Raw genomic sequence first — 26,537 nt, forward strand, 5'->3', positions numbered from 1 at the left:
GCCCGCTGCGCGTGCGAGTCCCTTTTGGATGGACCCAAAAGGAACCAAAAGGTCCCTTCGCCGGACGCGAGCCGATGCGATGAAGCCGCATCGGTGCCCTGTGCTCCTCGCCTGACGTGGCACGCAGCCCAAACTCGCTGCGCTCAGACATGGGCTGCTCTTCGGCCACGCCAGGCTCCGGTGCTCGGCTCGCTTTACGGCTCGATTTCAGATCAAGAGCTGAAAGCCAAAGCCAAAGCCAAAGCCAAAGCCAAAGCCAAAGCCAAAGCGGAGCGAGAGCCGAGTCTGAAACCAAAAACAAGATCAAGATGGATTCCCGCCTGACCAGACGTACGTCTGTTGAAAGCCGTGGGAATCACGGATTCTGCAAGCTGGCCGTAAGCCTCTTTGACGAGCGCGCGTAAAAGCAGCGAATCGCGCGCAAGCAGCCTTAAGTGCAGGAGGCCACGCCAATCTCAACAACAGCAATCCAACATCCCCGATTTACAATCTCCCCATGAACACATCCCCCCTCGATTTCGACCGCTACGACCACATCCGCCCGATCCTCTGGACCGGCGACACGCTCGAGCTGCTCGACCAGCGCAAGTTGCCTTTCGTGGTCGAGCACGTGTCCTGCACCACCAGCGACCAGGTCGCGCTGGCGATCCACGAGCTGACTGTGCGCGGTGCGCCGGCGATCGGCATCGCGGCGGCATGGGGCGCGGTGCTGGGTGCGCGCGAGATCGAGGCCGATGACGGCGCGGCAGCGCTGATGAAGCTCGAGCCGGCATTGCAGCGGCTCAATGCCGCGCGGCCGACCGCGGTGAATCTCGCCTGGGCGCTGGCGCGGATGCGGCGTGTGCTGGCGACATCGGGCGCCGACTGGCGTGAGGTACTGGAGCGCGAGGCACAGGCGATCGCCGAAGAGGATCTCGCCGCCAACCGTCACATGGGCGCGCTCGGCGCGGAACTGATCGCGCCCGGCAGTGGCGTCATGACCCACTGCAATACCGGCTCGCTGGCGACGGCAGGCTTCGGCACCGCGCTGGGCGTGATCCGCGCCGGCATGGCGCAAGGACGCATCGGCAAGGTGTTCGCGGGCGAGACGCGGCCGTGGCTGCAGGGTGCGCGTCTGACGGTGTGGGAGCTGCAGCAGGACGGCATTGACGCCACGCTGATCGCCGATTCCGCGGCCGCGCACCTGATGAAGACCGGCGCAGTGCAGTGGATCGTCGTCGGCGCGGATCGCATCTGCGCGAACGGCGATACCGCCAACAAGATCGGCACCTACCAGCTGGCGATCGCCGCACGCCATCACGGGGTGAAATTCATGGTCGTCGCGCCGTCGTCGACCGTCGACATGGATACCGAATCGGGCGATCTGATTGAGATCGAGCAGCGCGATCCGGGCGAGCTGTTCGGCATCGGCGGCACACGCACCGTGGCGGAAGGCATCCAGGCATGGAACCCGGTGTTCGACGTGACACCAGGCGAGTTGATCGACGCGATCGTGACGGAGCAGGGCGTCGTCGAGCAGCCGACGGCAGCATCGATGCGGGCGCTGTTTCAAGGCTGATTCCGATAGCTCGTTAGGCACGTGCAAGCGCGCGATGCGTCGTTTGCGCGGTGTTCGCCGGAAATACGGTGGCGCAGATCGCTTAAGTGATTGTTTTTGCGTCGGAAAGGCGGCCTGTGAGGGTCGCTTTTGTGCTAAGATTTCCTGTCGTTTTGATCGCGTTGCCGGCGGCCGGTACGCGCCGCGTTGGTGCCTTGCGCCCAGCGCCGGAAATCCGGACCGCGTAGACAGGATGCAAACCCTCTAGATGGTCGATTCCGCGAAAGAAATCATCCCCGTCAACCTCGAAGACGAGATGCGCCGCAGCTACCTCGATTACGCGATGAGCGTGATCGTGGGGCGCGCACTCCCCGACGTCCGCGATGGCCTCAAGCCGGTTCATCGCCGCGTGCTGTTCGCGATGCACGAGCTCGGCGCGCACAGCAACAAGGCGTACTTCAAGTCGGCGCGTATCGTCGGTGACGTCATCGGTAAGTACCACCCGCATGGCGACCAGTCGGTGTACGACACCCTGGTGCGCATGGCCCAGCCGTTCTCGCTGCGCTACATGCTGGTCGACGGCCAGGGCAACTTCGGTTCGGTCGACGGCGATTCCGCCGCGGCGATGCGTTACACCGAGTCCCGCATGGCGCGCCTCAGCCACGAGCTGATGGCCGACATCGACAAGGAAACGGTCAATTTCCAGCTCAACTACGACGAGAAGGAAAGCGAGCCGACGGTCATGCCGACCCGGTTCCCGAACCTGCTGGTCAACGGTTCGGCCGGTATCGCGGTCGGCATGGCGACCAACATCCCGCCGCACAATCTGGGCGAGGTCATCGATGCGCTGATTGCGTTGATCGACAATCCCGAAATTGATATCGACGGGCTGATGGAGTACATCCCCGGGCCCGATTTCCCGACCGCGGGCATCATCAACGGCGTCGGTGGCATCCATCTGGCGTACCGCACCGGTCGTGGTCGTGTGCGCATGCGTGCGCGCGCCGAGATCGAAGTCGCTGACAACGGCCGCGAGGCGATCGCGGTCACCGAGATTCCGTACCAGGTCAACAAGTCGCGGCTGATCGAGAAGATCGCCGAGCTGGTGAAGGAAAAGAAGCTCGAAGGCATCAGCGAACTGCGCGACGAGTCCGACAAGGACGGCATGCGCATCTACATCGAGATCAAGCGCGGTGACTCGGCCGACGTGGTGCTCAACAACCTCTATTCGCAGACGCAGATGGAGTCGGTGTTCGGCATCAACATGGTGGCGCTGGTGGACGGCCGCCCGCAGCTGCTGAACCTCAAGCAGATCCTCGAAGCCTTCGTCCGTCACCGCCGCGAAGTGGTCACGCGCCGGACGATCTTCGAACTGCGCAAGGCGCGCAACCGCGCGCACATCCTTGAAGGTCTGACGGTTGCGCTCGCGAACATCGACGAGATGATCGAGCTGATCAAGACGTCCGAGAATCCGCAGGTCGCCAAGGAGCGGATGCTCGCCCGGCGCTGGGAAGCGGGCCTGGTCGGCGCACTGCTCGGCGCGGCCGGTGCCGAGGCTTCGCGGCCGGAAGACCTGCCCGATGGCGTCGGCCTCATCGACGGCCACTACCAGCTGACCGATGTCCAGGCGCAGCAGATCCTCGAGATGCGCCTGCATCGCCTGACCGGTCTCGAGCAGGACCGCCTCACCGACGAATACAAGGTGCTGCTGGAGGCGATCCGTGGCCTCATCGAAATCCTCGAAAACCCGGACGTGTTGCTGGACGTCATCCGCACCGAACTGCGCAACGTCAAGGAAGAATTCGGCGATGCGCGTCGCAGCGAAATCCGTGCCAGCGAGGAGGATCTCGACATCCTCGATCTCATCGCGCCCGAGGACGTGGTGGTGACGCTGTCGCACTCCGGCTACGCCAAGCGCCAGCCGGTCAGCGCCTATCGCGCACAGAAGCGGGGTGGCCGAGGCCGCAACGCGGCCGCGACGAAGGACGAGGATTTCATCGAGCAGCTGTGGCTGGTCAACACGCACGACACGCTGCTGACCTTCACCAGCGCCGGCCGCGTGTTCTGGCTGCCGGTGCACCAGTTGCCCGATGCTGGCCCGAATGCGCGCGGCCGGCCGATCATCAACTGGATTCCGCTGGAAGCCCACGAGAAAGTGCAGGCCGTCGTGCCGGTGCGCGAATACGCCGCCGACCAGTTCGTGTTCTTCGCCACCCGCGCAGGCACGGTCAAGAAGACGCCACTCACCGAGTTCGCCTATCGCCTGGCGCGCGGCAAGATCGCGATCCGTCTCGACGAGGGCGATGCGCTGATCGGCGTGGCGCTGACCGATGGCGACAAGGACGTGCTGCTGTTCGCATCCAACGGCAAGACGGTGCGCTTCGGTGAGGACCGCGTGCGTTCGATGGGCCGTACCGCGGGCGGCGTGCGCGGTATCCGCCTGACGAAGGGCGAGCAGGTGGTGAGTTTGATCGTGTCCGAGCCCGCGGGTGGTCTTGAGGACGAGTCTGACGAGAACGGCGAGGATGCCAGCGTCGAGACGGCCGGCGATGTCGCGGTCGAAATCGGCGCCGGGGATGACATTCCCTACATCCTCACCGCGACCGAGAACGGCTACGGCAAGCGCACGCCATTGTCGGAATACCCGCGCAAGGGGCGTGGCACGCAGGGCGTCATCGGTATCCAGACCACCGAACGCAACGGGCCCCTGGTCGGCGCGGTGCTGCTGCGTAACCACGACGAAGTGCTGCTGATCTCCAACGGCGGCACCCTCGTGCGTACCCGCGCCTCGGAGATCGCGCGCGTGGGCCGCAACACCCAGGGCGTGACCCTGATGCGCGTGTCCAAGGACGAGCGCCTGCAGGGCATCGAGCGCGTGGACGGCTCGATCGTCGACAGCAGCGATGACGACATCGATGCACTGCCGCCGGGCGAGACGCCGACGACGGATGCACCGAGCGCGTCGCCTGACGCCTGATGCGTTTCGATTGACCGAAAAGGGCCGGCAGTGCCGGCCCTTTTTTGTATGCGGATGCTTCTCTACCTGCGGTCGCGAGCACGCGAAAGACCGTGCAAACATCCGAGCCGCTTTCTTCTGGAGGCGGTTGGAGGGCAAGGGCTTGCGGGCTCGATTGTCGAAGACAACCACAGCACGCTGTTCCACTCCGATGCGTCCAAACCCTGACGCATGCACGCGCCAACGCGCCACGCAAACCGCCGGTCACCCGCCGCCGGAACGCCACACGACGAGCCTATACTCACGACCAACAACCAGCGGAGCACAGCGGATGTCCTTCGGAACCGAGCGCGCATCGCTGCGCATGTGTCATTTGCTCGCAGGCCTGATGGTCCTGCTCCTCGTGTGCGGGCTGGCGGCGTGCAAACGCGAGACAGCCGGCCAGACGCCCAGCATCAGCGGTGAGGCGATCCAGACCGATCGCGAAACGATCGAAGGCTTCGGTCTGGTGCGCGCGTTCCCCGACCAGCGCGAAGGCGCACTCGCGCTGGCGCTCGAGTTCTCCGAGCCGCTGGTCGGCACGCAGGATTTCGATGCGCTGGTGACCTTCGCCGACGGCGCTGCGCGCGAGGGCAGCTGGACGCTCGATGACGACGCCAGGATTCTGCGCTTTCCGCATGTCGAGGCGAACCGCGACTACACCGTGCGCCTGTCCGGCAAGCTCGCATCGGCTGGCGGCGACACGCTCGGCGCCGATCTCGAACGCAAAGTCTTCACCGGCGAGCTGGAACCGGTGGTGGGTTTCGCCTCACAGGGCAGCGTATTGCCGGCGAAGGAATCGCGCGGCCTGCCGATCGTGTCGATCAACGTCGCCGAGGTCGATGTCGAGTTCCTGCGCGTCGATGACGAATCGCTGCCCGCGTTCCTCACCCAGTACCAGCGCGGCGGCCGCCGCGGGAGCTGGGAACTCGAGAACCGCTGGGGCGAGAATACGCCGCTGTCGAAGCTGGCCACGCCGGTGTACGTCAACCGTTTCGCCATCGACGGCGCGCGCAACGAGCGCGTGCTGACCTATTTGCCATTGCAGGAGATCCGCGAGCTGCAGCAGCCGGGTCTGTATTTTGCCGTGATGAAGCGCGCCGGCGCGTTCGCCGACCAGTACGAGACCGCGTTCTTCACGGTCAGCGACATCGGCCTGCATGCCCGCGCGTATGGCGAAAAGCTGTTCGTGCATACCGCGTCGCTGCACAACGGCGCGCCAATCGGCAGCGCCGAGCTAAAGGTGCTCGATGCCAAGGGCGCGACGGTCTACCGCGCGAGCACCGATGCCAAGGGCAATGCGATGCTCGACTACACGCTGGATGCGGGCCATGTGCTGGTCGCCAGCCGCGGCAGCGATGTGTCCTTGCTGCCATTCAACCAGCCCGCGCTGGATCTGTCGGAATTCGCCGTCAGCGGCCGCGAGCAGGCCTGGTTCGACGTGTTCGCGTGGTCCGGCCGCGATCTGTATCGCCCCGGCGAAACCGTGCGCGTGTCGGCGTTGCTGCGGGACCAGGACGGACGTCCAGTCGCGGCGAAGGACGGCCGTTCGCAGTCGCTGTTCGCGCGCCTGCGCCAGCCCGATGGCAAGACCTTCTTCGAAACTCGTGTCGAGCCGGGCGAGAGCGGGTACTTCCGGTTCGAGCGCGAGATTCCGGTCGACGCACCCACCGGCAGCTGGCGTGTCGAGTTCCGTACCGATCCCGCCGCGCGCGAAGCGGTACAGGGCATGACGCTGCGCATCGAGGAGTTCCTGCCCGAGCGCATGAAGCTCGATCTCGATGCCCAGGCAACATTGCGACCGGGCGAGCCCCTGAAGCTGCAGGCGACCGGCGCCTATCTCTACGGCGCGCCGGCCAGCGGCAACCGGTTCACCGCGCGCCTGGCGCTGGCCGTGGAGCGCTCGCCGGTCGAAGGCCTGCCCGGTTTCGTATTCGGCGATGCGACTGTCGACCTGCCGCGCGAGGCCAAGGATGTCTTTGAAGGCACATTCGATGTGCTGGGTCGCCTGACGACGGACATTCCGTTGCCGGAAGAAGCGAGGCCCACGACGCCGATCGCCGCGATCGTGTCCGGCAGCCTGTACGAGACCGGTGGCCGCAGCGTCAACCGCACGCTCAAGCGCGTGCTGTGGCCGGCCGACGCGCTGGTCGGCGTGCGCCCGCTGTTCGAACCCGGCGATGGCGCCGACCCCAACACCAACGCGCGCTTCGAGCTGACCCGGGTGGGCGCCGATGGCAAGACGCGGCCGCAGGCGGGGCTCAAGGTGTCGTTGATCCGCGAACATCGCGATTACCACTGGCGCAATGACGACGCCGGCTGGCGCTATGAGTTCACCCGTCGCTTCGAGACCGTCGAGACGCGCACGCTCGATGCCGGCAGCGATGCCACGCGTTTCGATTTCCCGGTGGAATGGGGCGAGTACCGCATCGATGTAGAAGACCCGGCGACGAAACTGATCTCGCGCTATCCGTTCCGCGCCGGCTGGAGCTGGGACGACGGCAACCGCGGCCTCGACGCGCGCCCGGACAAGGTCAAGGTCGCGCTCGACAAGGCGGGCTATCGCGCCGGCGACACGATGCGCGTGACGGTGACGCCGCCGCATCCGGGCAAGGGCCTGCTGATGGTCGAAAGCGACCGCATGCTCTACCTGCACGAGATCGACGCCAAGCCGGGTAGCACCTTCGACATCCCGGTCACCGAGGACTGGGAGCGCCACGACGTCTACGTGACCGCGCTGGTGTTCCGCGGCGGCAGCGCGACCAGTACGGTGACGCCGGCGCGCGCGGTCGGCGTGGCGCATGTGCCGATGGAACGTCGCGAACGACGCATCGCCGTCGGCCTGAAGGCGCCGGAACTCACGCGCCCCGAAGTCCCGATGCAGGTCACCGTCAGCGCGCCGCAGCTGGCCGGGCAGGACGCATGGGTCACGGTATCGGCGGTTGATGTCGGCATCCTCAACATCACCCGCTTCCCGGTGCCCGATGCGTGGACGCACTTCTTCGCGCAGCGCCGGTTCGGCGTGGATGCCTTCGATCTCTACGGCCGGGTCATCGAGAGTTTCGAAGGTGGCACCGCGCGCCTGCGTTTCGGCGGCGATGCGCCGTTGGCCGCGCTGCCGCAGGCGCGGCGGCCGACCGCGCGCGTGCAGACGGTGGATCTGTTCGCGGGGCCGGTGAAGCTCGATGCGCGTGGCAACGCCCGCGTGCCGCTGCAGCTGCCGGATTTCAACGGCACGCTGCGGGTGTCCGCGCTGGTGTGGTCCGCGGACCGCTACGGCAGTCGCGATGTCGAGACCGTCGTGCGCGCGCCGTTGGTCGCCGAGGCGAGCATGCCGCGGGTCATGGCACCTGGCGACACCAGCACCGTGACACTGGATCTGAGCAATTTCAGCGGGCGCGCCGGCAGTTTCGACGTGCAGGTCGATGGCATCGGCCCGCTCGCGATCGGTGAGGGCCGGCGCAAGGTGGACCTCGCAGCCGAGGGCAAAACGACGTTGAGCTTCCCGCTGACCGCGCAGGAAGGCTACACCGTGGCCAAGGTGCGCGTGCGTGTAACGGGCACGGACGTGCGCGTGGACCGCAGCTACGATTTGCCGGTGCGTGCAGCCTGGCCGGCGGTGCTGCGTTCGAGCACCCGCGTGCTGGACGGCGCCACGCCGGTGACGCTCGACACCACGCTGATGGACGGGCTGATGGCCGGTTCGGTCAACGCGCGGTTCACCGTCAGCGCGCTGCCGCCGATTCCGTTCGCGGCCGCGATCACCGGCGCGCTGTCGTATCCCTACGGATGCGCCGAGCAGACCACGAGTCGCGGCTATGCGGCACTACAGCTCGACGATGCCACGGTGTCGATGCTCGGCATCCAGGGCGTGGATGCGGCCAAGCGCCGGCAGTTCGTCGAAGCCGCGTTCGGACGCCTCGCATCGATGCAGGTCAGCACCGGGCACTTCTCGATGTGGGGCAGCGACGGCTACGTCAATCCGATGCTCACGCCGTACATCGTCGAGTTCCTGCTCGATGCGCGCGATGCCGGCTTCGCGGTGCCGGAGGCGGTGCTGCAGAAATCGCTCGAGCGACTCGGCGAGGATCTACTCTCGGGCGGCAACGAGTTCTACGGACAGGACCATCGCGAACACCTGCGTTTCGCCTACCGCGCCTATGCCGGTTACGTGCTCGCCCGGGTGAATCGTGCACCGCTGGGCACGCTGCGCGCGCTCTACGACAACGACCGCGGCCGCACGCTCAGCGGCCTGCCGCTGGTGCATCTGGGCCTTGCACTGTCACTGCAGGGCGACAAGGCGCGTGGCGAGCGGGCGGTGCAGGCGGGGTTCGATTTCAGTGGTGACCGGCCTGGGTATCTGTGGGACTACGGCACGCCATTGCGCGACGCCTCGCTGATGATCGCGCTGACCCACGAGCGCGGCGTCGCCAAGCCCGCGTTCGACGCGCGCGCGGTCGATATCGGGCGCGAGGTCGATGTGCGTCGCAACCGCGGATGGATGTACCTCAGCACGCAGGAGCAGATCGCGCTCGCGCGACTCGGCCGCGCGCTCTCATCCGACCAGCGCAAGCGTGTCGGCGGCACCCTGCGCGAAGGCGACGTGGACGAGGCCGTGGCGCCCGCGACGATCGTCGGCCGTGCCTACGACGAGGCCGGCCTGCGCCGGGGGGTGCGCTTCACTCCGCAGGGCGAGCCGCCGCTGTACGCCAGCATCGACGTCGCCGGCGTGCCGCGGCAGGCGCCGGCTGCCGATGCCAGCGTACTCAAGGTCGAGCGCAAGCTCTACGGCACCGACGGCAAGCCATGGACTCCGGGACCGCTGAAGGAGGGCGAGGCGCTGATCGTCGCGATTTCCGTCGTCGCTGATCGCGCCACGCCCGATGCCTTGCTGACGGATCTGTTGCCGGCGGGCCTGGAGGTCGAGAACTTCAACCTGGGCGATGCCAAGCAGTGGGCGGACGTGGTGGTCGACGGCATCCGGATCACCGAACGCGGCAGCGCGGCGACGGTGCAGCACGAGGAGTATCGCGACGACCGCTACGTCGCCGCGCTCAAGCTCGCCAGCGGCCGCACCGCGCGCGTGTTCTACCTCGTACGTGCGGTGAGCCCGGGCACGTACACCGCGCCGCCCCCGCTGGTCGAGGACATGTACCGGCCGCAGTTGCGCGGCGTGGGCACCTCGGTGCCGGCGCGGATCACGGTGGTGCAGCCGTGAGTGGGGCAGTCGACAGCTGCACCGGAGCTGGATTCCCCGGACACCTGACGGTGGAGATGCGTGTCCTCTCCGCCGTCATTCCCGCGTAGGCGGGAATCCAGCGCCTTGATTGACGCAGGTGCGAAACGGCGCAACCGGGCAGGGCAAGTGTGGCGCGGCGTCGCGCCATGGTTGCGCTGGGGCACGGCCGCACTGCTGCTGACGCTGCTGGCACTCGACCTCGCATTCCCGCCGCAACTGCCGACACGTGCCGACACCAGTGTCGTCGTGGTCGCGCGCGACGGCACGCCGCTGCGCGCGTTCGCCGATGCCGACGGCGTGTGGCGACATCCGGCCTCGCCCGACACGGTGTCGCCGCTGTATCTGCAGGCGCTGCTCGGCTACGAAGACCGCTGGTTCCGCCGGCACCCGGGCATCAATCCCTGGGCGCTCGCGCGGGCGGGCGGCCAGTGGATGCGCGGCGGGCGCATCGTCTCAGGCGGTTCGACGCTGACGATGCAGGTCGCGCGCATTCTCGATCCAACGCCGCGTGGACGTACCGTCGGCGGCAAGCTGGTGCAGATGCTGCGCGCGGTGCAGCTGGAAGTGCATCTGTCCAAGGACGAGATCCTCGCGTTGTATCTGACGCGTGCGCCGTTCGGCGGCACGATCGAAGGCGTCGAGGCGGCGAGCTGGGCCTATCTCGGCAAGTCGGCCGCGGAGCTCTCGCATGCAGAAGCCGCGCTGCTCGCGGTGTTGCCGCAGGCGCCCAGCCGGCTGCGCCCGGACCGCGAACCCGAGGCCGCACGCGCGGCGCGCGACAAGGTGCTCGAGCGCATGGCGACGCTGGACGTGTGGGCGCGCGCCGATGTCCACGATGCCAAGGTGGAAGCGGTCGTCGCGCGCAGCCTGCGCCAGCCCATGCACGCCGCGCTGCTCGCGCAGCGTCTGCGCGAATCGGCGCCCCGGCAGGCGCGCATCGTGTCGACGATCGACATCGGTCTGCAGCGCGTGCTGGAACAACGCGTCTCGAGTTACTTCTCGCAGCTGCCCGAGCGCACCTCGGCCGCGTTGCTGGTGGTCGACAACCGCACGCTGGAGGCGCAGGCCTATGTCGGTTCGGTCGCGTTCGGCGATCGCGCGCGTCTCGGGCACGTCGACATGGTCCGCGCGTGGCGATCGCCGGGTTCCACGCTCAAGCCGTTCCTCTATGGCATGGCGCTCGATGACGGCCTGATCCATTCCGGCAGCCTGCTGAGCGATGCGCCTCAGTCATTCGATGGGTATCGCCCCGGTAATTTCGATGCCGCGTTCAACGGGCCGATCGCGGCCGACGAGGCGTTGCGGCTGTCGCTCAACGTGCCGGCCGTCGACCTGCTCGACCGCGTCGGCCCCGCACGATTCGCGGCAAGGCTGGAGAACGCGGGCGTCACGCTGCGTTTCCCGCGCGGCGCGGCACCGAACCTCTCGCTGATTCTCGGCGGCACCGGGGCGACACTGGAGCAGCTCGTCGGTGCGCATGCGGCGCTGCATCGTGAGGGAATCGCGGCGCGCGTGCGCCTGACGCCGGACGCGCCGCTGGTCGAGCGACGTCTGATGTCACCGGGCGCAGCGTGGATCGTGCGCGAGATCCTCGAATCGAATCCGCGCCCGGGCGAGCGCGCCGACACCTTCGATACCGGCGGGCGTCCGCGTGTGTCGTGGAAGACCGGCACCAGCTACGGCTACCGCGATGCCTGGGCGATCGGCGGCACACACCGCTACACGGTCGGCGTATGGGTGGGGCGGCCCGATGGCACGCCGCTGCCGGGCCAGTACGGCGCAGTGACCGCATTGCCGCTGCTGTTCGAGACCGTCGACAGCCTGCCGCGCGACCGCAGCGATGCCGTGCGCGCGCCGCCACCGGGCAACGTGCGCGAAGTCGAGATCTGCTGGCCGCTCGGCACCGCTGCGGATATGCAGACCGATGCGCTCTGCCAACGCCGACGTGATGCTTGGACGCTCGACGGCAATGTGCCGCCGACGCTGGCGGAGCGGGATGCAAACCGCTGGGGCGCAGGCATCGTGCGCTTCGATGTCGATGCGGGCAGTGGGCTGCGTCTGTCGGCGGACTGCAGCGCACCGCACCTGCGACGCAGCGCCGAGGTCGCCCGATGGCCAGCGCTGGTTGCGCCATGGCTACCGGCCACCGCGCGCCAGGCGTCCAGACTGCCTGCGCTGGCACCCGACTGCGTCCCCGACGGACGTGACGCGTCGGAAGCGCTGCACATCGAAGGTCTGACCCCCGGCACGCTGTTGGCGCGACCACCGAACAGTACCCATGGCGTGCGCCTGCAGTTGCGCGCGCTCGGCAGCGAGGGGCGCGTGCAGTGGCTGCTCGACGGACGCTGGATCGGCGAGACGCGTGGCACGCAATGGCTGCGGCACGAGTTCGACATGCCGGGCGCGCATACGCTGACGGCGCTTGCGGATGATGGCGCGTGGCGGAGTGTGGCGTTCCGGGTCGCGGAGTGAGGGGCAATCTGGCGCGTGTTCGCTCGAAGCGCCCATCATCGGAGGACGTGATCCATTTGGCTCTGAGCTAGCCAGATCAAAATGGGCCACAGCGTGCGCTGGGGCGACGCTGGGGATGATCCTGAAAAACGATTCCGGGCTTCAGAAGACGTTGCTGGACGCGTCCGGAGGACCTCGCTCCCTTCACTGGATGACCAGCCGCCCGGATGACGGTGAAGAGCCGGTAGCCCCGGTTGAAAGAGACGCGTGACAACTGCCGTCGCCCCGGCGCACGCCGGGGCCCAGCGACTTCAGCGCTGCAATCCGACTTCCGGAAACTCGATCTTCAGCGAGCGCGAACTTCAAAGCGCAAATCGTCAGTCCAGATGCGCCAACACATGCTCGGCCGACGACACCTTGAACTCGCCCGGCGCTTCGACGAACAGCTGCTTCACCACACCATCGTCCGCATACAGTGCGAAGCGCTTCGCGCGCAGGCCCATACCGTAGGCGCTGGCGTCCATTTCCAGGCCCATCGCCTTGACCAGGTCGCCGTTGCCGTCGGACACCATCTGCAGGCCTTCCGGCACGCCGACGCTCTCGCCCCAGGCCTGCATAACGAAGGGGTCGTTGACGGCGATGCAGATCACGTCGATACCGCGCTTGCGGAACGCCGCAAAGTGTTCGACGAAGCCGGGCAGATGATGCTCCGAGCAGGTTGGCGTGAACGCGCCGGGCACCGCAAACAACACGACCTGCTTGCCGGTGAACAGCGTCGGCGTGTCGACGACGCGCACGCCGTCGTGGATGTGCTTGAGAGTGACTTCGGGAATGGTGTCGCCGATCTGGATGACCATGGGCGTGCTCGCGCGTGAGGGTGAACGGAGTCTATCCGGTCGTGCCTGCAGACCGCTTGAAAGTTGACGCGGGGCGCCCAGATCCCGGCCATCGCGGCCTCGCGCCGCCCCTGCCATGGAGTGACTCATATGCGTAACGAAGCCTTGCGCCCCCTCGTCCGCCAGTCCGCCCGCCCCGAGCGTGCCAGCCTGCACGACGAGATGCGCCAGCTGCTGACCCACTTCGTCAACGGCGATGCAACGGACAGCTCCTCGGTTGTCACCAGCCAGTGGACGCCCCGCGTCGACATCCGGGAGGATCGTGACAGGTTCGTGATCCTGGCCGACCTGCCGGGGATCGATCCGGCCGAAGTCGAAGTCTGGATGGACAAGGGCGTGCTCAGCCTCAAGGGCGAGCGAAAGCCGCTGGCCGGTGAAGCAGCCGACGGCGAGGCCGGCGAAGTGCGTTTCTCGCGGGTCGAGCGCAGCACCGGACGCTTCCATCGCCGGTTCACACTGCCCGACAGCGCCGATGCGGACGGCGTGACTGCCACCGGTCACAACGGCGTGCTGGAGATCAGCATTCCCAAGCGTCCGGAAACCACGCCGCGCCGCATTCAAGTGGGCGCGGCGCTGGAGTCGGGCACCCGACAGTAAGGTCGCCAGCCACAACCGGGCGGTCGACGGTTGTGGAGTCCACGACGTGGCGACGGCCTGCGGGTATCCTGCGGGCCGTCGCCGTTTATGGCGTTCCACTGGGCGGCGGGCCACGCGCCCGCATCGGACACGGACACATGCAGTTCAAGGATTACTACGAAATTCTCGGCGTCGAGCCGAACGCGGGCGATGCGGAGATCAAGACCGCATATCGCCGGCTCGCGCGCAAATACCACCCGGATGTCAGCAAGGAGCCGGGCGCGGAGGACACTTTCAAGTCAATCAACGAGGCTTACGAGGCGCTGCGTGATCCGGACAAGCGCAAGGCCTACGACCAGCTGCGCGCGCGCGGCTATCGCCCTGGCGACGAAGTGCAACCGCCTCCGGGTGGCTTCGGCGGCGGACCGGGTGGCGTGGACTTCGACGAGATCTTCGCAGGCGGCGGCGCAGGCGGCGGTTTCAGCGATTTCTTCGAACAGATGTTCGGCCGGCGCGCCGGCGGCTATGCCGGTCCGCAGCAGCCAGGCCGCGGTGGCCCGCAGCAGCCGCGCGGCGATACGCGTGCGCGCCTCGCGGTGCCGTTGGAAACGATCCATCGCGGCGACAGCGTGCGGGTACCGGTGATGGGCAAGACCTTCGAAGTGAAGATCCCCCGTGGCATCCGTCCAGGCCAGGTGGTGCGTCTGCCACGTCAGGGCCAGCACGGCGGCGACCTGCTGCTGGAGATCGAATACGCCGCGCACCCGGATTTCGAAGTCGACGGTCGCAACATCATCCACACGTTGCCGATCGCGCCGTGGGATGCCGCACTCGGCGCGACGATCAGCGTGGCGACGCTCGGTGGGCACGTGGACCTGAAGATTCCGGCCAGTTCCGAAGCGGGACGCAAGCTGCGCCTGCGTGGGCGTGGATTGCCCGGCGCTGGCGGCGCGCCGGACGGCGATCAGATCGTCGAACTCGAGATCCAGGCGCCAGTGGCGAAGGATCTGCAGCAGATCGCGGCCTACGAGGCGCTGCGCGATGCGTTCGCGGTGGGGAAGAAGTGAACTGACGCGAAAGCGTCGACGTCGCGTCCGGCGCGTCCGTTGGCGCGTGCGCCTATCGTCATCCCAGCGCTTTCAACAGACGAACCTATTGCCGAGCCGGGACCTGTCTTGAAGTCGCCGTTCTCTCTCAATCACGACGATCAAGATGCGCCTGGGCGAAAGCCGAGGCGCCGCGCCTAAGCCCGCGACGACTCAAGCAGCCGGCGCGCCACCCCCGATGGTCTTGAGGATCGCGTCCGACAGCTCGACCTCGCTGAAGGGCTTGGTGAGATAGGCCTTCGCGCCCTGACGCATGCCCCAGACGCGGTCGGTGTCCTGGTCTTTCGTGGTCACCAGGATCACCGGGATGTGGGCGGTCGTCGGCTCACGGGTGATCGAACGCGTGGCCTGGAACCCGTTGAGGTTCGGCATCACCACATCCATCAGGATCAGGTCCGGCAGCTCGCGCTTGGCCGCGTCGACGCCGGCCTGGCCATCTTCCGCAGTCAGCGGCACGTGGCCGAGTTTTTCGACGATCCGCCGGATCCCCATGAGCTGGGACGGCGAGTCGTCCACGATCAGAATGCGTGCCATCGATTCCCCCCTTATGACGATTGCGATTCTAGCCGCGCATTCAGCCTCGCGCGCGCGGCGCACGTCAAAGCGTGACGAGCGTCCGTCCAAACGAGCCGCCGCCGAGCATGGTGTCGAACACGTCCGGCAATTCCGCCAGGCCGATCTCGCGCGTGCAGATCGCATCGAGATGGCGTGGCTTCCATTCGCTGGCCAGGCGCTGCCAGACCTGATCGCGGACATCGCGCGGGGTGCCAGCCGACGCAACCCCCAGCAGGGACACGCCGCGGATGATGAAGGGCATCACGGTGGCATGCAGATCGGCGCTCGCCGCGAGCCCGGCGGTAGCGACGTTGCCGTAGGGCACGGTCTGCGCGAGCAGGCTGACCAGCATCGGGCCGCCAACGTTGTCGAGGCCGCCGCCGAAACGCGCGGACTCCATCGGACGCGTGGTGCCGAGCACGTCGCGGCCGAGCACCTCGGACGCGCCGATCATGGTCAGATACTCCGCGTGCTCGGCCTTGCCGCTGATCGCATGCACCTCGAAGCCGGCGCTGCTGAAGATGTCGACCGCAAGCGAGCCGACGCCACCGGTGGCACCCGTGACCGCGAGCGGGCCCAGCTGGGGCGTCTGCCGGTTCTCCTGCATGCGCAGCAGCGCGAGCGCCGCGGTGAAGCCGGCCGTGCCGAGAATCATGCTCTCGCGCAAACTCAGCCCGGCCGGCAGCGGCACGGCCCACTTCGACTCGATGCGCGCGTACTGCGTGTAACCACCGTCGCGCGTTTCGGAAAGCCCGCTGCCGGTGACGAGCACCGCGTCGCCTTCCTTGAACGCCGGATCGCGCGAGGCGACGACATGCCCGGCGACGTCGATGCCGCCGACCATCGGGAAGCGCCGCAGGATCTTGCCCTTGCCGGTACCCGCAAGCGCGTCCTTGAAGTTGACCGACGAGTGCGCAACCGTGATGTCGATCTCGCCGTCGGCGAGGTCGGCGAGGGCGATCTGCTCGATGCCGCTGCGATAGCCGGCGTCATCGTTGTAAATACGGAAGGCGTCGAAACGGGCGGGAATGGGCATCCGGAAACCTCGTGGTGTCAGATGAGGTCAGGATACAGGTCGTGCCAGTATGGATTGGCGTCTTCGATCAGTGCGAGTTTCCAGGCACGTTTCCACTCTTTGAGTGCCTTCTCGCGTGCGATGGCGGACTGCATTGTCTCGTGCACTTCGTGCCAGACGAGTGTGTGGATCCTGTGTCGCTGCGTGAAACCGGCGACGAGATCTGCTTTGTGTTGCCAGACGCGCTTCACAATGTCTGAAGTGACACCGACATAAAGCGTGCCATTGCGGCTGCTCGCAAGGATGTAGACGCAGGGAATCCGTTCCCGCATTGACTTGCTCGGTCGCGCATCGTTGCCCGATGCTAGTCAGCTGGTGGCTGCGCGGTAAGTCGCTAGGTCCAGGCCTGCGCCGGGACGACGGTATATATGGGTGTCAGGCTTTTCCGCTCGCCAATCCGGCTAAGCCGTGCGTGCTGAGCCTTCGTCCACAGTGTTTTTCGCTCGTCATCCCGGCGCATGCCGGGATCCAGCGACTTAGCTCAGAGCAGACACTCATGTGAAGACGGGTCGGGCGCAAACTTTCGCGCTTAGCGCGGGGAGCTCCACTGCTTTACCCCACAACACTCCGCCGCTTCTCGTCGATCCACTTGCTCGCCTGCGCCGGTTCATACGCGCGCATCCACGCCAGCATCTCGTCGATGTCGCTGCCGTACCACAGATCCGCGCGCTGGTCGGGATGCAGGAAACGCTCCTCGACCATGCGATCGATCATGCCGATCAGCGGCGCATAAAACCCATCGACGTCAAGAAAGGCGCAGGGCTTGTTGCCGATGCCGAGCTGGCGCCAGGTCAGCATCTCGAAGATTTCTTCCATCGTGCCGAAACCGCCGGGCAGGGTGACGAAGCCGTCGGAGAGTTCGAACATGCGCATCTTGCGCGCATGCATCGAATCGACGATCTCGAGTTCGGTCAGGCCGCGATGCGCGACTTCCCAATCGGCGAGCTGCTGCGGGATCACGCCGGTGACTTCGCCACCCGCTTCCAGCACGGCGTTGGCCACCGTGCCCATCAGGCCGACGTTGCCGCCGCCGTAGACCAGACGCAGGCCGTCTTTCGCGAGCCGATCACCCAGCGCCATCGCGCGTTCGGCGTAGACGGGCTTGTTGCCAGCGTTGGAACCGCAGTAGACGCAGATGCTTTTCATCGGGATTCGAAACTCGGGATTGGGGATTTGGAAATGCGAACGCCGGGCAATGCCCGGCGTCCATTTTCGGGATCGGTCAGATCGCGGCGAGGGCTCTATCGAATCCCCAATCCCGCATTCCCAATCCCACCGTTCGATCAGTTGGCTTTATGGATCGACCGCTTGTCGACCGCCATCGCCGCGTCGTGCACCACTTCCGACAGCGAGGGATGGGCGTGGCAGATGCGGGCGAGGTCGTCGGCCGAGCCGCTGAACTCCATCGTCAGCACGCCTTCGTGCACGAGCTCGGAGACGTTCGCGCCGACCAGATGCATGCCGAGCACGCGATCGGTTTCGGCGTGCGCGAGCACCTTCACAAAGCCCGTGGCCTCGATCATCGCGACCGCACGGCCGTTCGCGGCGAACGGGAAGCTGCCCGCCTTGTAGGGAATGCCTTCGTCCTTGAGCTGCTGTTCGGTCTTGCCGACCCAGGCCAGTTCCGGCTCGGTGTAGATGACCCACGGAATCGTGTCGAAGTTGACGTGGCCCGGCAGGCCGGCGATGAGTTCGGCGACCGCGATGCCTTCCTCGAAACCCTTGTGCGCGAGCATCGGGCCGCGCACGCAGTCGCCGACCGCCCAGACGCCGTCGACGCCGGTGTGGCAGTGGTCGTCGACCTCGATCTGGCCGCGCTCGGTGAGCTTCACGCCACTGTCGTCGGCCAGCAGGCCCTTGCTGGCAGCCTTGCGGCCCACCGCGACCAGCAGCTTGTCGACGGTGATCGTCTGCTCGCCGCTGCTGTCGGTGTAGCTGACCACGACTTCCTTCTTCTTGCCCTTGCCGGTGATCTCCGTCTTGGAGACCTTGGCGCCCAGCTTGATGTCGAGGCCCTGCTTCTTGAACTCCTTGAGCGCGGTCTTCGCCACTTCGGCGTCGGCCAGTGCGAGGAAGTCGGGCAGCGCTTCGAGAATCGTGACCTCAGCGCCGAGGCGCTTCCACACGCTGCCGAGCTCGAGACCGATCACGCCTGCGCCGATGACAGCCAGGCGCTTCGGCACTTCGGTGAAGTCCAGGCCGCCGACGTTGTCGACGATGGTGTCGCCGTCGAACTTCGCGAATGGCAGTTCGATCGAATCCGAACCGGCCGCGATGATCACGTTGGCGCCGGTCAGCTCGACCTCGCTGCCGTCATGCTGCTTCACCTTGACCAGGCGGTCGGCGTGCAACGTGGCGAAGCCGTAGTACGGCGTGACCTTGTTCGCTTTGAACAGCATCGCGATGCCGCCGGTGAACTGCTTCACGATCTTGTCCTTGCGGCCGATCATCGCTTCGACGTCGATCTTCGCGTCCTTGAAGCTGATGCCGTGGTCGCCAAAGATGTGGCCCATGTTCCAGAACTGGCGCGAGGAATCGAGCAGCGCCTTCGACGGAATGCAGCCCACGCGCAGGCAGGTGCCGCCGAGCGCGGGCTTGCCGTCCTTGCCCAGCGCCGCGTCGATGCAGGCGACCTTCTTGCCCAGCTGCGCGGCGCGGATGGCAGCGTGGTAACCGGCCGGGCCGGCACCGATGACGACGACGTCGAATTGTTGCGTTTCGCTCATTTCATTCGCTCACACGGGAATGGGGATTTGGGATTGGGGATTGGGCAAAGCGGGGGACGGCTCTGCCGATTCCCGATTCCCCAATCCCCAATCCCGTGCTGCTCGGGTTTACATCCCGAGCAGCATGCGGTGCGGGTTTTCCAGCTGGTTCTTGATGTCGACCAGGAACAGCACCGCGTCCTTGCCGTCGATGATGCGATGGTCGTAGGACAGCGCCAGATACATCATCGGCGCGGCCACGACCTGGCCGTTCTCGACGATCGCGCGCTCCTTGATCGCGTGCATGCCCAGAATCGCCGACTGCGGCGGGTTGACGATCGGCGTCGACATCAGCGAGCCGAAGGTGCCGCCGTTGGTGATCGTGAACGTGCCGCCCTGCAGATCGTCCAGACCCAGCTTGCCGTCGCGCGCCTTCTTGGCGAAATCGGCGATGCCCTGCTCGATTTCAGCGAAGCCCTGGCGCTCGACGTTGCGCAGCACCGGCGTCACCAGACCGCGATCGGTCGAGATGGCGACCGAAATGTCGGCGTAGCCGTGATAGATGATGTCGTTACCGTCGACCGAGGCGTTCACCACCGGATACTTGGCCAGCGCATTGGCGGCGGCCTTGGCGAAGAAGCTCATGAAACCAAGCTTGATGCCGTAGTCCTTCTGGAACTGCTCGCCGAGCTCCTTGCGCAGCGCCATCACCTTGCTGAGATTCACCTCGTTGAACGAGGTCAGCATCGCGATCGATTCCTTCGACTGCATCAGGCGCGCGGCGATGGTCTTGCGGATGCGGGTCATCGGCACGCGCTCTTCCGGACGGGCGCCACCCGACACGCCCGGGGTCTTGCCCGAGGCGTAGTTCAGCAGATCTTCCTTGGTCACCGCGCCGCGGCGTCCGGTGCCTTCGACCTGCGAGGCGTCGATTCCCTTGGACTCCGCGGTGAAGCGCGCACCCGGCGGCAGACCGTCGCTCTTGCCCGACGACTGCGGCTTGGTGGAGGACGGCGCCTTGTCGTCGGCCTTCTTGGCCTCCGCCTTCGGCTGCACTTCCTCGGCACCGGCGGCCGGCGCTTCCTTGTCCTTGGCGCCCGATTCGGCGGCCGGCGCTTCGGCGGCAGCACCTTCCTCGATGATCGCAATGATCTGCTGGCTGTTGACCGTCGCGCCTTCTTCGAACTTGATTTCCTTCAGCACACCGTCAACGGTCGACGGGACTTCGAGGACGACCTTGTCGGTCTCCAGGTCGACGAGATTCTCGTCGCGCTTGACCGCATCGCCGACCTTCTTGTGCCAGGTGGCAATGGTCGCGTCGGAGACGGATTCGGGCAGGACCGGGACTTTGATTTCAGTGGCCATGTGGCTTCCTGGAAAAGCGTTGAATGTGGGGAAATGGATGAGCGGGATGCGCGCCGGATTACTCGGCGAGCACCTTGCCGGCGAGATCGTTGACCAGCGCATCGGCGATCAGCTGCTGCTGCTCGGTGACGTGGTCGTTGAAATGACCGACGGCGGGCGAGGGCGAGCGTGCGCGACCGGCGTAATGCACTGACTGCTTAGGCCCCGAGCAGAACTCGAGGTGGTGCTTGATCTGGTACCAGGCGCCCTGGTTCTGCGGCTCTTCCTGGCACCAGACCACCTCGGTGGCCTTCGGGAAGCGCTTGAGCTCGGCGGCCAGCAGTTCGCGCGGGAACGGATACAGCTGTTCCACACGCAGCAGCGCGACGTTGTCGAGCTCCTGCTTGCGGGCTTCTTCCAGCAGGTCGTAATAGACCTTGCCCGAACACGCCACCACGCGCGTGACCTTTTTCGGGTCGGCGTCGGTGTCGGGGATCAGGTGCTGGAACTCGCCGTTGGCCAGTTCCTCAAGCGAGGACACGGCCAGCTTGTGACGCAGCAGCGACTTCGGCGTCATCACCACCAGCGGCTTGCGCGTGGTCATGCACAGCTGGCGACGGATCATGTGGAAGGCTTGCGCCGGGGTGGTCGGCACGCAGACCATCATGTTGTCGAGCGCGCACAGCTGCAGGAAGCGTTCAAGACGCGCCGAACTGTGCTCGGGGCCCTGGCCTTCGTAGCCGTGCGGCAAGAACAGCGCCAGACCGCAGAGGCGATCCCACTTGGCTTCACCCGACGACAGGAACTGGTCGATGACCACCTGGGCGCCGTTGGCGAAGTCGCCGAACTGGCCCTCCCAGATGCACAGCGTGCCCGGCTCCGACGATGCGTAGCCGTACTCGAACGCCATGACCGCTTCCTCGCTGAGCAGCGAGTCGATGATCGTCGCGTCTTCGGGGTTCTGCACGAGCTCGCGCAGCGGCATGTAGGTGTCGCCGGACGCCTGGTCGTGCAGCACCGCGTGGCGGTGGAAGAACGTGCCGCGGCCGCTGTCCTGGCCCACCAGGCGCAGGCGGTGGCCGGCGTCGAGCAGGGTGGCGTAGGCGAGGTTTTCGGCAAAGCCCCAGTCGCCGGCCTGCTCGCCGCGCGCCATCTTGCGGCGGTCGTCGTAGATCTTGGCGACGCGGGCCTGCAGCGTGATGGTGTCGGGCAGCGTAGTGATCTGGGTCGCCAGCGCCTTGAGCTTGTCGACCGACACCGTGGTGTCGAGCGTGTCAGTCAGGCGGCCGGCGAGGTAGGGATCCCAGTCGATCGTCAGCTCGTAGTCGCTCGGCTTGGCGTCGGCCAGCTCGACCGTCACTTCGCCCGCATCGAGCTTGTTGCGGTAACCATCGACGATCGCCTTGGCATCGGCCTCGGCAAGCACGCCTTCGGCCACCAGCTTCGCGGTGTAGAGCTCGCGCGGGGTCTGGTGCTTGCGGATGATCTGGTACATCAGCGGCTGCGTCGCCGCCGGCTCGTCGGCCTCGTTGTGGCCGTGGCGGCGGTAGCAGACGAGATCGATGACCACGTCCTTGCCGAACTGCTGGCGGAAGTCGTAGGCGAGTTCCGCGCAGTAAACCACCGCTTCCGGATCGTCTGCATTCACATGCAGGATCGGTGCGCCGACCATCTTGGCGACATCGGTGCAGTACAGCGTGGAGCGCGCGTCCTGCAGATCGCTGGTCGTGAAGCCGACCTGGTTGTTGATGACCACGTGGACCGTGCCGCCGACCGCGAAACCGCGGGCCTGCGACATCTGGAACAGTTCCATGTTGACGCCCTGGCCGGCGAAGGCCGCGTCGCCGTGCAGCAGCACCGGCAGCACGAGCTTGCGCTCGGTATCGCGGCGACGGTGCTGGCGCGAACGCACGCTGCCGGCGACCACCGGGTTGACGATTTCCAGATGCGACGGGTTGAACGCCAGCGCCAGGTGGACCGGGCCGCCGGGCGTCGTCAGATCGGCCGAGAAGCCCATGTGGTACTTCACGTCGCCGGTGTGGGCGCGATCGGTGTCGTGGTGATCGAACTTGCCTTCGAATTCGTCGAACAGCTTGCGCGGGTTCTTGCCGAGCGTGTTGATCAGCACGTTGAGGCGACCGCGATGGGCCATGCCGATCACGATGTCCTTGACGCCTTCCTTGCCGGCGCGCTGGATCACGCTGTCGAGCAGCGGAATCAGCGCGTCGCCGCCTTCGAGCGAGAAGCGCTTCTGGCCGACGTACTTGGTGTGCAGGTAGCGCTCGAGACCCTCGGCCGCGGTCAGGCGCTCGAGGATGCGCTTCTTCTCCGTTTCGCTGCGTGCAAAACGGCCACCGGCCGCTTCGAGGCGCTGGTAGAGCCAGCTGCGCTGTTCGAAATCGGGGATGTGCATGAACTCCGCGCCGATCTGGCTGGAGTAGGTGGTCTTGAGCAGCGCGAGCAGGTCGCGCAGCTTCATTCGCGGCTGGCCGCCCACGCCGCCGGTGCTGAACTCGTCGTCGAGATCGGCATCGGTGAGCTGGTGGAAGGGCAGGCCCAGATCCGGCGGATTGAGCGGTGGAGCCAGATCCAGCGGATCGAGCTTGGCGCCCAAATGGCCGCGTGAGCGGTAAGCCGTGATCAAACGACCGACATGGCGCTCGCGTTCGTCGCCGGCACCGCCGGGCGTCGACTCGACAACGCCGCGCAGCGCCTTGCGACCGGCTTCGGCCACGGCGGACACCACTGCGGAGTGGGGCACATCACCGGCTTCACGACCCTTGAAAGCATCGAACCATCGCTTCCAGTCCGAACCGACGCTGTCGGGATCGACGAGGTACTGCTCGTACAGGTCTTCGATAAAGGCGGCATTGGCGCCGAACTGGGAGGACTGCGCAAACTGCTTCAGGAGACTGTCCACGTCGGGTGATTCGTGCTCGTTTGGAAAGGGCAGGGCTGACCCGGAGCGATCTCCGGAAAACAGGCGGGATCTGGCGCGAAACGACGCCGGAGAGTATACGCGGGTCGTTCGCCGCGATGCACCATCGGGCGACTCCGGTCGACGCGCAACACAGCGTCTGCGCAGCGGCCCGGGCGCGTCGGAATGCGTAGAAACGGCTCAGATGCCCAGGGCGCGGAACTCGCTGCAGGCGCGTGAACGTTCCCATACCGGTGCGAACTGCTGCGCCAACTGGCGGGCGCGGCCGGGCAGATCGGTCGCGGCCTCACCGTCGACGCGATGCCCCAGCGGGCGGACATGGAAGCCGCCGACGTCGTTGACCAGAAACGCGCCCGCGAACTCGCGATCCACCGGATCTTCGACCGCGCGGAATGCGAATGCGCTGCTCAGCCGCTGCGACAGCGCCAGCAGTGCCGAGCCGCGTCGCTGTGCGGTCGAGGGATCCTGCAACAGCACCTGTACCTGGACGCGACGACGCCCGGTGGCGGCGCGACGGAAGGCGGCGAGCACGTCCGGGTGGTCGTAGAGATCGGGATCGAGATCGCGCGTGCGCAGCCACAGCGTGCGCCGCGCGGCGGCGATGAGGGTGACCGTCGTATCCAACGCGGCTGCAAGATCGTCGACCGGGAACGTCGCGCCGGCAACGCGGCGCATCGTGCGATGCGCGATGCCGGCTTCTTCGTAACGCGCGCCCTCGGCGACGAAGCCGGCGCGTGCGTACAGGGCCATCGCCTGCAGCTGTGCATGCAGATAGGTGTCGCGCAGGCCGGCGTCGCGCGCAGCGTCGAGCAGCGCACGCAGCATCGCCTCGCCGACCCCGCGACCCCGCCAGTCGCTGCGGACCGCAAGCCGGCCGATACGACCGTCCGGTGCGAGCCGCCCTGCGCCGATCGGCCTGCCATCGGCGTCGGTCGCCAGTACATGTCTGCTCAGTGCATCGAGCGCGTCGCGTTCTAGCGCGGCCGGCACGCCCTGTTCGTCGACGAAGACCGCTGTACGCACCGCATGCGCTGCGGCCAGGTCACCGGCATCGGTGACGATGGCGACCCGGAACGGCGCCGCCGCGCTCATGCGTCCTCGGCGTCCAGCAGGGTGTAGTGGCCCTCGGCCAGCAGGTCGAGCAGCGTATCGCGGCCGGTGCCCGAGAGCGCCGCGTAGGCGCGGCCATCGATCTGCGCTTCGGCGGCCAGCGTGCGTGCATCGCGCAGCGGCAGCGGCCACGCGGTGCCCGACACGAACAGCCGCGCGCCGCTCGCGGCCTGGCGCCATGCCATCCGGGTGAAGGGATTGCGGTGCAGCGCTGCCTGGCCTTGCGACAGCAGCCATTCGAGCTCGATGCGCGGCGGCGCGGCGCCACCCGCGACCACCTGCTGCGCATTGCGGTAACCGGTGATGAAGCTGCCGAACCAGTCGCCGAGGCGATCGGGATCCTTCATCCGCATCACATTGAGCGCCTCGACCACGCGCGCCATCGCGTCGGCGTCGATCTCGTTCGGATCGGCCGGGGGCTGCAGGGTCTCGTCGTGATAGCGGATGGATTCGTCGGCCTCGGCGGCCAGCGTGTCGATATAGTCGCCCATCAGTTCGCTGACCGACGGCGCGCGCATGCCGACCGAGAACGTCAGGCAGGGATCTTCCGCCACGCCGTGGTGCGGCACCATCGGCGGCAGGTACAGCATGTCGCCGGGGCCCAGCACCCACTCGTGGGTCGGCGCGAACTCGCGCAGCAACCGCAGTTCGACATCGTCGCGGCAATCCTGCGGCGGCACGCCGCGGCCCATCGCGTCGGAGGCGTCGATCTGCCAGCGGCGGTGGCCCTGGCCCTGCAGCAGGAAGACGTCGTACTGATCGACGTGCGCGCCGACCGAACCGCCGGTCGCCGCGAAGCTGACCATGATGTCGTCGATGCGCCAGCGCGGCAGGAATGCGAAATGCGGCAGTAGCGCCGCGACATCGGCGTCCCACTTGTCGACGTCCTGCACCAGCAGCGTCCAGTCGCGATCGCCGAGGCCGGGGAACATGTCCTCGTCGAAGGGGCCGGTCTCGACCTGCCAGGCATCGCGCGCGCGGTCGTGCCGGATTAGCCGCGACAGCGCCACTTCCTCGCAGGCCAGGCCGGCGAGATCTTCAGGCTGCAGTGGACTTTCGAGGTCCGGAAACGCATTGCGGATCAGCAGCGGGCGCTTCTGCCAGTAGTCGCGCAGGAAGTGCGCGGCAGGCATGCCGAGCGGACCGTCGCCGGCGTATGTGCGGGCGTCGATTTCAAAGGGGAGTGGGGCTCTGCTCATGGGCGGGGAGCCTACGCGAAAACGGGGGCTGGCTCGATGGGGCGGAGGTTCTGGATGCCGAACAATGGTGGTTCAAGGCGCGCCAGTACTTCCGGCCTCCTCCAGCGGCTTTCAACAGACGAATGTCTGATCACGCTGATCCATCTTGATCTTGAGATTGCTTGAGTCGATGCAGGCGGGAGGCAACCACGACAATGGGCCCCCAGCTTTCGCTGGGAAAGCGGCCTGTCATCTCTGATGCGCATGACGAAGAAGTTGAAATTGCCGGGTCAGTCGTCACTCCGGCGAATGCCGGGCGCTTCCAAGCCGCCGAATGGCGGGTCATCCAGCGCCTTCAGCTTGCCGACTGACGGCAAGTCACTGGATCCCGGCCTTCGCCGGGATGACGATCGAAGCGGGCTCAGTTATCGCGCAATCGCGTCATATCCGCGTGCACTGAATTCCAGCAGACACCAGCCGTGCCCGAACGGGTCGGCGAGCTGGACAATGCGACCGAAGACCTCGTCGCGCACCTCGCCCTCGCGCACGAAGCCCGCGCGTTCGGCGCGTGCGAGCGCGGCATCGAGTGCATCGACCACGACATCCAGATGGACCGGGCACCAGTGACGTGTGTAATCGCGTGGCGCCTGGCCGGCGCCAAGGCTGCCTGCGGGCTTGTGCAACAGATACAGGCGCACCGGCAGCCCGGTCAGTTCCACAACCGCATCGCCGAAACGGCGAGTGACCTGCAGGTCGAACGCCTCGACATACAACGCCTGCGCGCGATCGAGATCCGGGACGTCAAGATTGACCAGCAGATCCATGCCGCGCC

The 26,537-nt window shown here is 66.6% G+C and carries 18 protein-coding genes; 7 read left to right on the plus strand and 11 right to left on the minus strand.

Annotated features, from left to right (window positions below):
* Window positions 1–496: 496 nt before the first annotated feature.
* The 4 genes from mtnA (at window position 497) to pbpC (ending at window position 12,243) form a co-directional block, all read left to right on the plus strand.
* Window positions 497–1,558 (plus strand): S-methyl-5-thioribose-1-phosphate isomerase, encoded by a 1,062-nt coding sequence (gene mtnA / locus J2W68_RS17545; RefSeq protein WP_310238589.1) that lies wholly within the window; start codon window positions 497–499, stop codon window positions 1,556–1,558.
* A 247-nt stretch (window positions 1,559–1,805) separates the two neighbouring features.
* Window positions 1,806–4,514, plus strand: coding sequence for a DNA gyrase subunit A (gyrA, locus tag J2W68_RS17550; protein WP_310238591.1), 2,709 nt, complete (start codon window positions 1,806–1,808; stop codon window positions 4,512–4,514).
* 343 nt (window positions 4,515–4,857) lie between these two features.
* Entirely contained in the window at window positions 4,858–9,750 is a 4,893-nt protein-coding gene (locus J2W68_RS17555) for an alpha-2-macroglobulin family protein (RefSeq protein ID WP_430539775.1), read from the plus strand.
* Between the two features lie 105 nt (window positions 9,751–9,855).
* The gene (gene pbpC / locus J2W68_RS17560) at window positions 9,856–12,243 is read left to right on the plus strand and encodes a penicillin-binding protein 1C (protein WP_430539772.1); all 2,388 of its coding nucleotides are present in this window, start codon (window positions 9,856–9,858) and stop codon (window positions 12,241–12,243) included.
* 356 nt (window positions 12,244–12,599) lie between these two features.
* On the opposite strand, the gene J2W68_RS17565 is transcribed toward pbpC, so the two are convergent.
* The gene (locus tag J2W68_RS17565) at window positions 12,600–13,079 is read right to left on the minus strand and encodes a peroxiredoxin (protein ID WP_310238595.1); all 480 of its coding nucleotides are present in this window, start codon (window positions 13,077–13,079) and stop codon (window positions 12,600–12,602) included.
* A 129-nt stretch (window positions 13,080–13,208) separates the two neighbouring features.
* On the opposite strand from J2W68_RS17565, the gene J2W68_RS17570 reads away from it, so the two are divergent.
* Together J2W68_RS17570 and J2W68_RS17575 are read left to right on the plus strand one after the other, a co-directional pair.
* Window positions 13,209–13,715 carry an Hsp20/alpha crystallin family protein gene (locus J2W68_RS17570; protein WP_430539773.1) on the plus strand — a complete coding sequence of 169 codons (507 nt, stop codon included), beginning with the start codon at window positions 13,209–13,211 and terminating at the stop codon, window positions 13,713–13,715.
* Between the two features lie 137 nt (window positions 13,716–13,852).
* Window positions 13,853–14,761 carry a DnaJ C-terminal domain-containing protein gene (locus J2W68_RS17575; RefSeq protein ID WP_310238597.1) on the plus strand — a complete coding sequence of 303 codons (909 nt, stop codon included), beginning with the start codon at window positions 13,853–13,855 and terminating at the stop codon, window positions 14,759–14,761.
* 192 nt (window positions 14,762–14,953) lie between these two features.
* On the opposite strand, the gene J2W68_RS17580 is transcribed toward J2W68_RS17575, so the two are convergent.
* From J2W68_RS17580 to J2W68_RS17620, 9 genes are all read right to left on the minus strand, one after another.
* Window positions 14,954–15,334 carry a response regulator gene (locus tag J2W68_RS17580; RefSeq protein ID WP_310238600.1) on the minus strand — a complete coding sequence of 127 codons (381 nt, stop codon included), beginning with the start codon at window positions 15,332–15,334 and terminating at the stop codon, window positions 14,954–14,956.
* Between the two features lie 64 nt (window positions 15,335–15,398).
* Window positions 15,399–16,391, minus strand: a complete 993-nt coding sequence (locus J2W68_RS17585; protein ID WP_310238606.1) for an acryloyl-CoA reductase — start codon at window positions 16,389–16,391, stop codon at window positions 15,399–15,401.
* A gap of 17 nt (window positions 16,392–16,408) precedes the next feature.
* Window positions 16,409–16,702 carry a GIY-YIG nuclease family protein gene (locus tag J2W68_RS17590; RefSeq protein WP_310238609.1) on the minus strand — a complete coding sequence of 98 codons (294 nt, stop codon included), beginning with the start codon at window positions 16,700–16,702 and terminating at the stop codon, window positions 16,409–16,411.
* 280 nt (window positions 16,703–16,982) lie between these two features.
* Window positions 16,983–17,576 (minus strand): TIGR00730 family Rossman fold protein, encoded by a 594-nt coding sequence (locus J2W68_RS17595; protein WP_310238612.1) that lies wholly within the window; start codon window positions 17,574–17,576, stop codon window positions 16,983–16,985.
* Window positions 17,577–17,713: 137 nt separating this feature from the next.
* A complete protein-coding gene (gene lpdA / locus J2W68_RS17600; protein ID WP_310238615.1) occupies window positions 17,714–19,156 on the minus strand; it encodes a dihydrolipoyl dehydrogenase in 1,443 nt (480 codons plus the stop codon).
* Window positions 19,157–19,264: 108 nt separating this feature from the next.
* A complete protein-coding gene (gene sucB, locus J2W68_RS17605; RefSeq protein WP_310238617.1) occupies window positions 19,265–20,500 on the minus strand; it encodes a dihydrolipoyllysine-residue succinyltransferase in 1,236 nt (411 codons plus the stop codon).
* Window positions 20,501–20,558: 58 nt separating this feature from the next.
* A complete protein-coding gene (locus tag J2W68_RS17610) occupies window positions 20,559–23,399 on the minus strand; it encodes a 2-oxoglutarate dehydrogenase E1 component (protein ID WP_310238620.1) in 2,841 nt (946 codons plus the stop codon).
* 198 nt (window positions 23,400–23,597) lie between these two features.
* On the minus strand, window positions 23,598–24,509 hold the full coding sequence (locus J2W68_RS17615; protein WP_310238623.1) for a GNAT family N-acetyltransferase: 912 nt from the start codon (window positions 24,507–24,509) through the stop codon (window positions 23,598–23,600).
* Window positions 24,506–25,726, minus strand: a complete 1,221-nt coding sequence (locus J2W68_RS17620) for a cupin domain-containing protein (protein WP_310238626.1) — start codon at window positions 25,724–25,726, stop codon at window positions 24,506–24,508. The genes J2W68_RS17615 and J2W68_RS17620 overlap by 4 nt, the downstream gene beginning before the upstream one ends.
* A gap of 194 nt (window positions 25,727–25,920) precedes the next feature.
* Between J2W68_RS17620 and J2W68_RS17625 the strand changes: the two genes are divergently transcribed.
* On the plus strand, window positions 25,921–26,076 hold the full coding sequence (locus J2W68_RS17625) for a hypothetical protein (RefSeq protein WP_310238628.1): 156 nt from the start codon (window positions 25,921–25,923) through the stop codon (window positions 26,074–26,076).
* Between the two features lie 54 nt (window positions 26,077–26,130).
* On the opposite strand, the gene J2W68_RS17630 is transcribed toward J2W68_RS17625, so the two are convergent.
* Entirely contained in the window at window positions 26,131–26,529 is a 399-nt protein-coding gene (locus J2W68_RS17630; RefSeq protein ID WP_310238630.1) for a VOC family protein, read from the minus strand.
* Window positions 26,530–26,537: the final 8 nt, after the last annotated feature.

The sequence above is a fragment of the Luteimonas terrae genome, assembly GCF_031457535.1.
Lineage (GTDB): Bacteria > Pseudomonadota > Gammaproteobacteria > Xanthomonadales > Xanthomonadaceae > Luteimonas > Luteimonas terrae_A.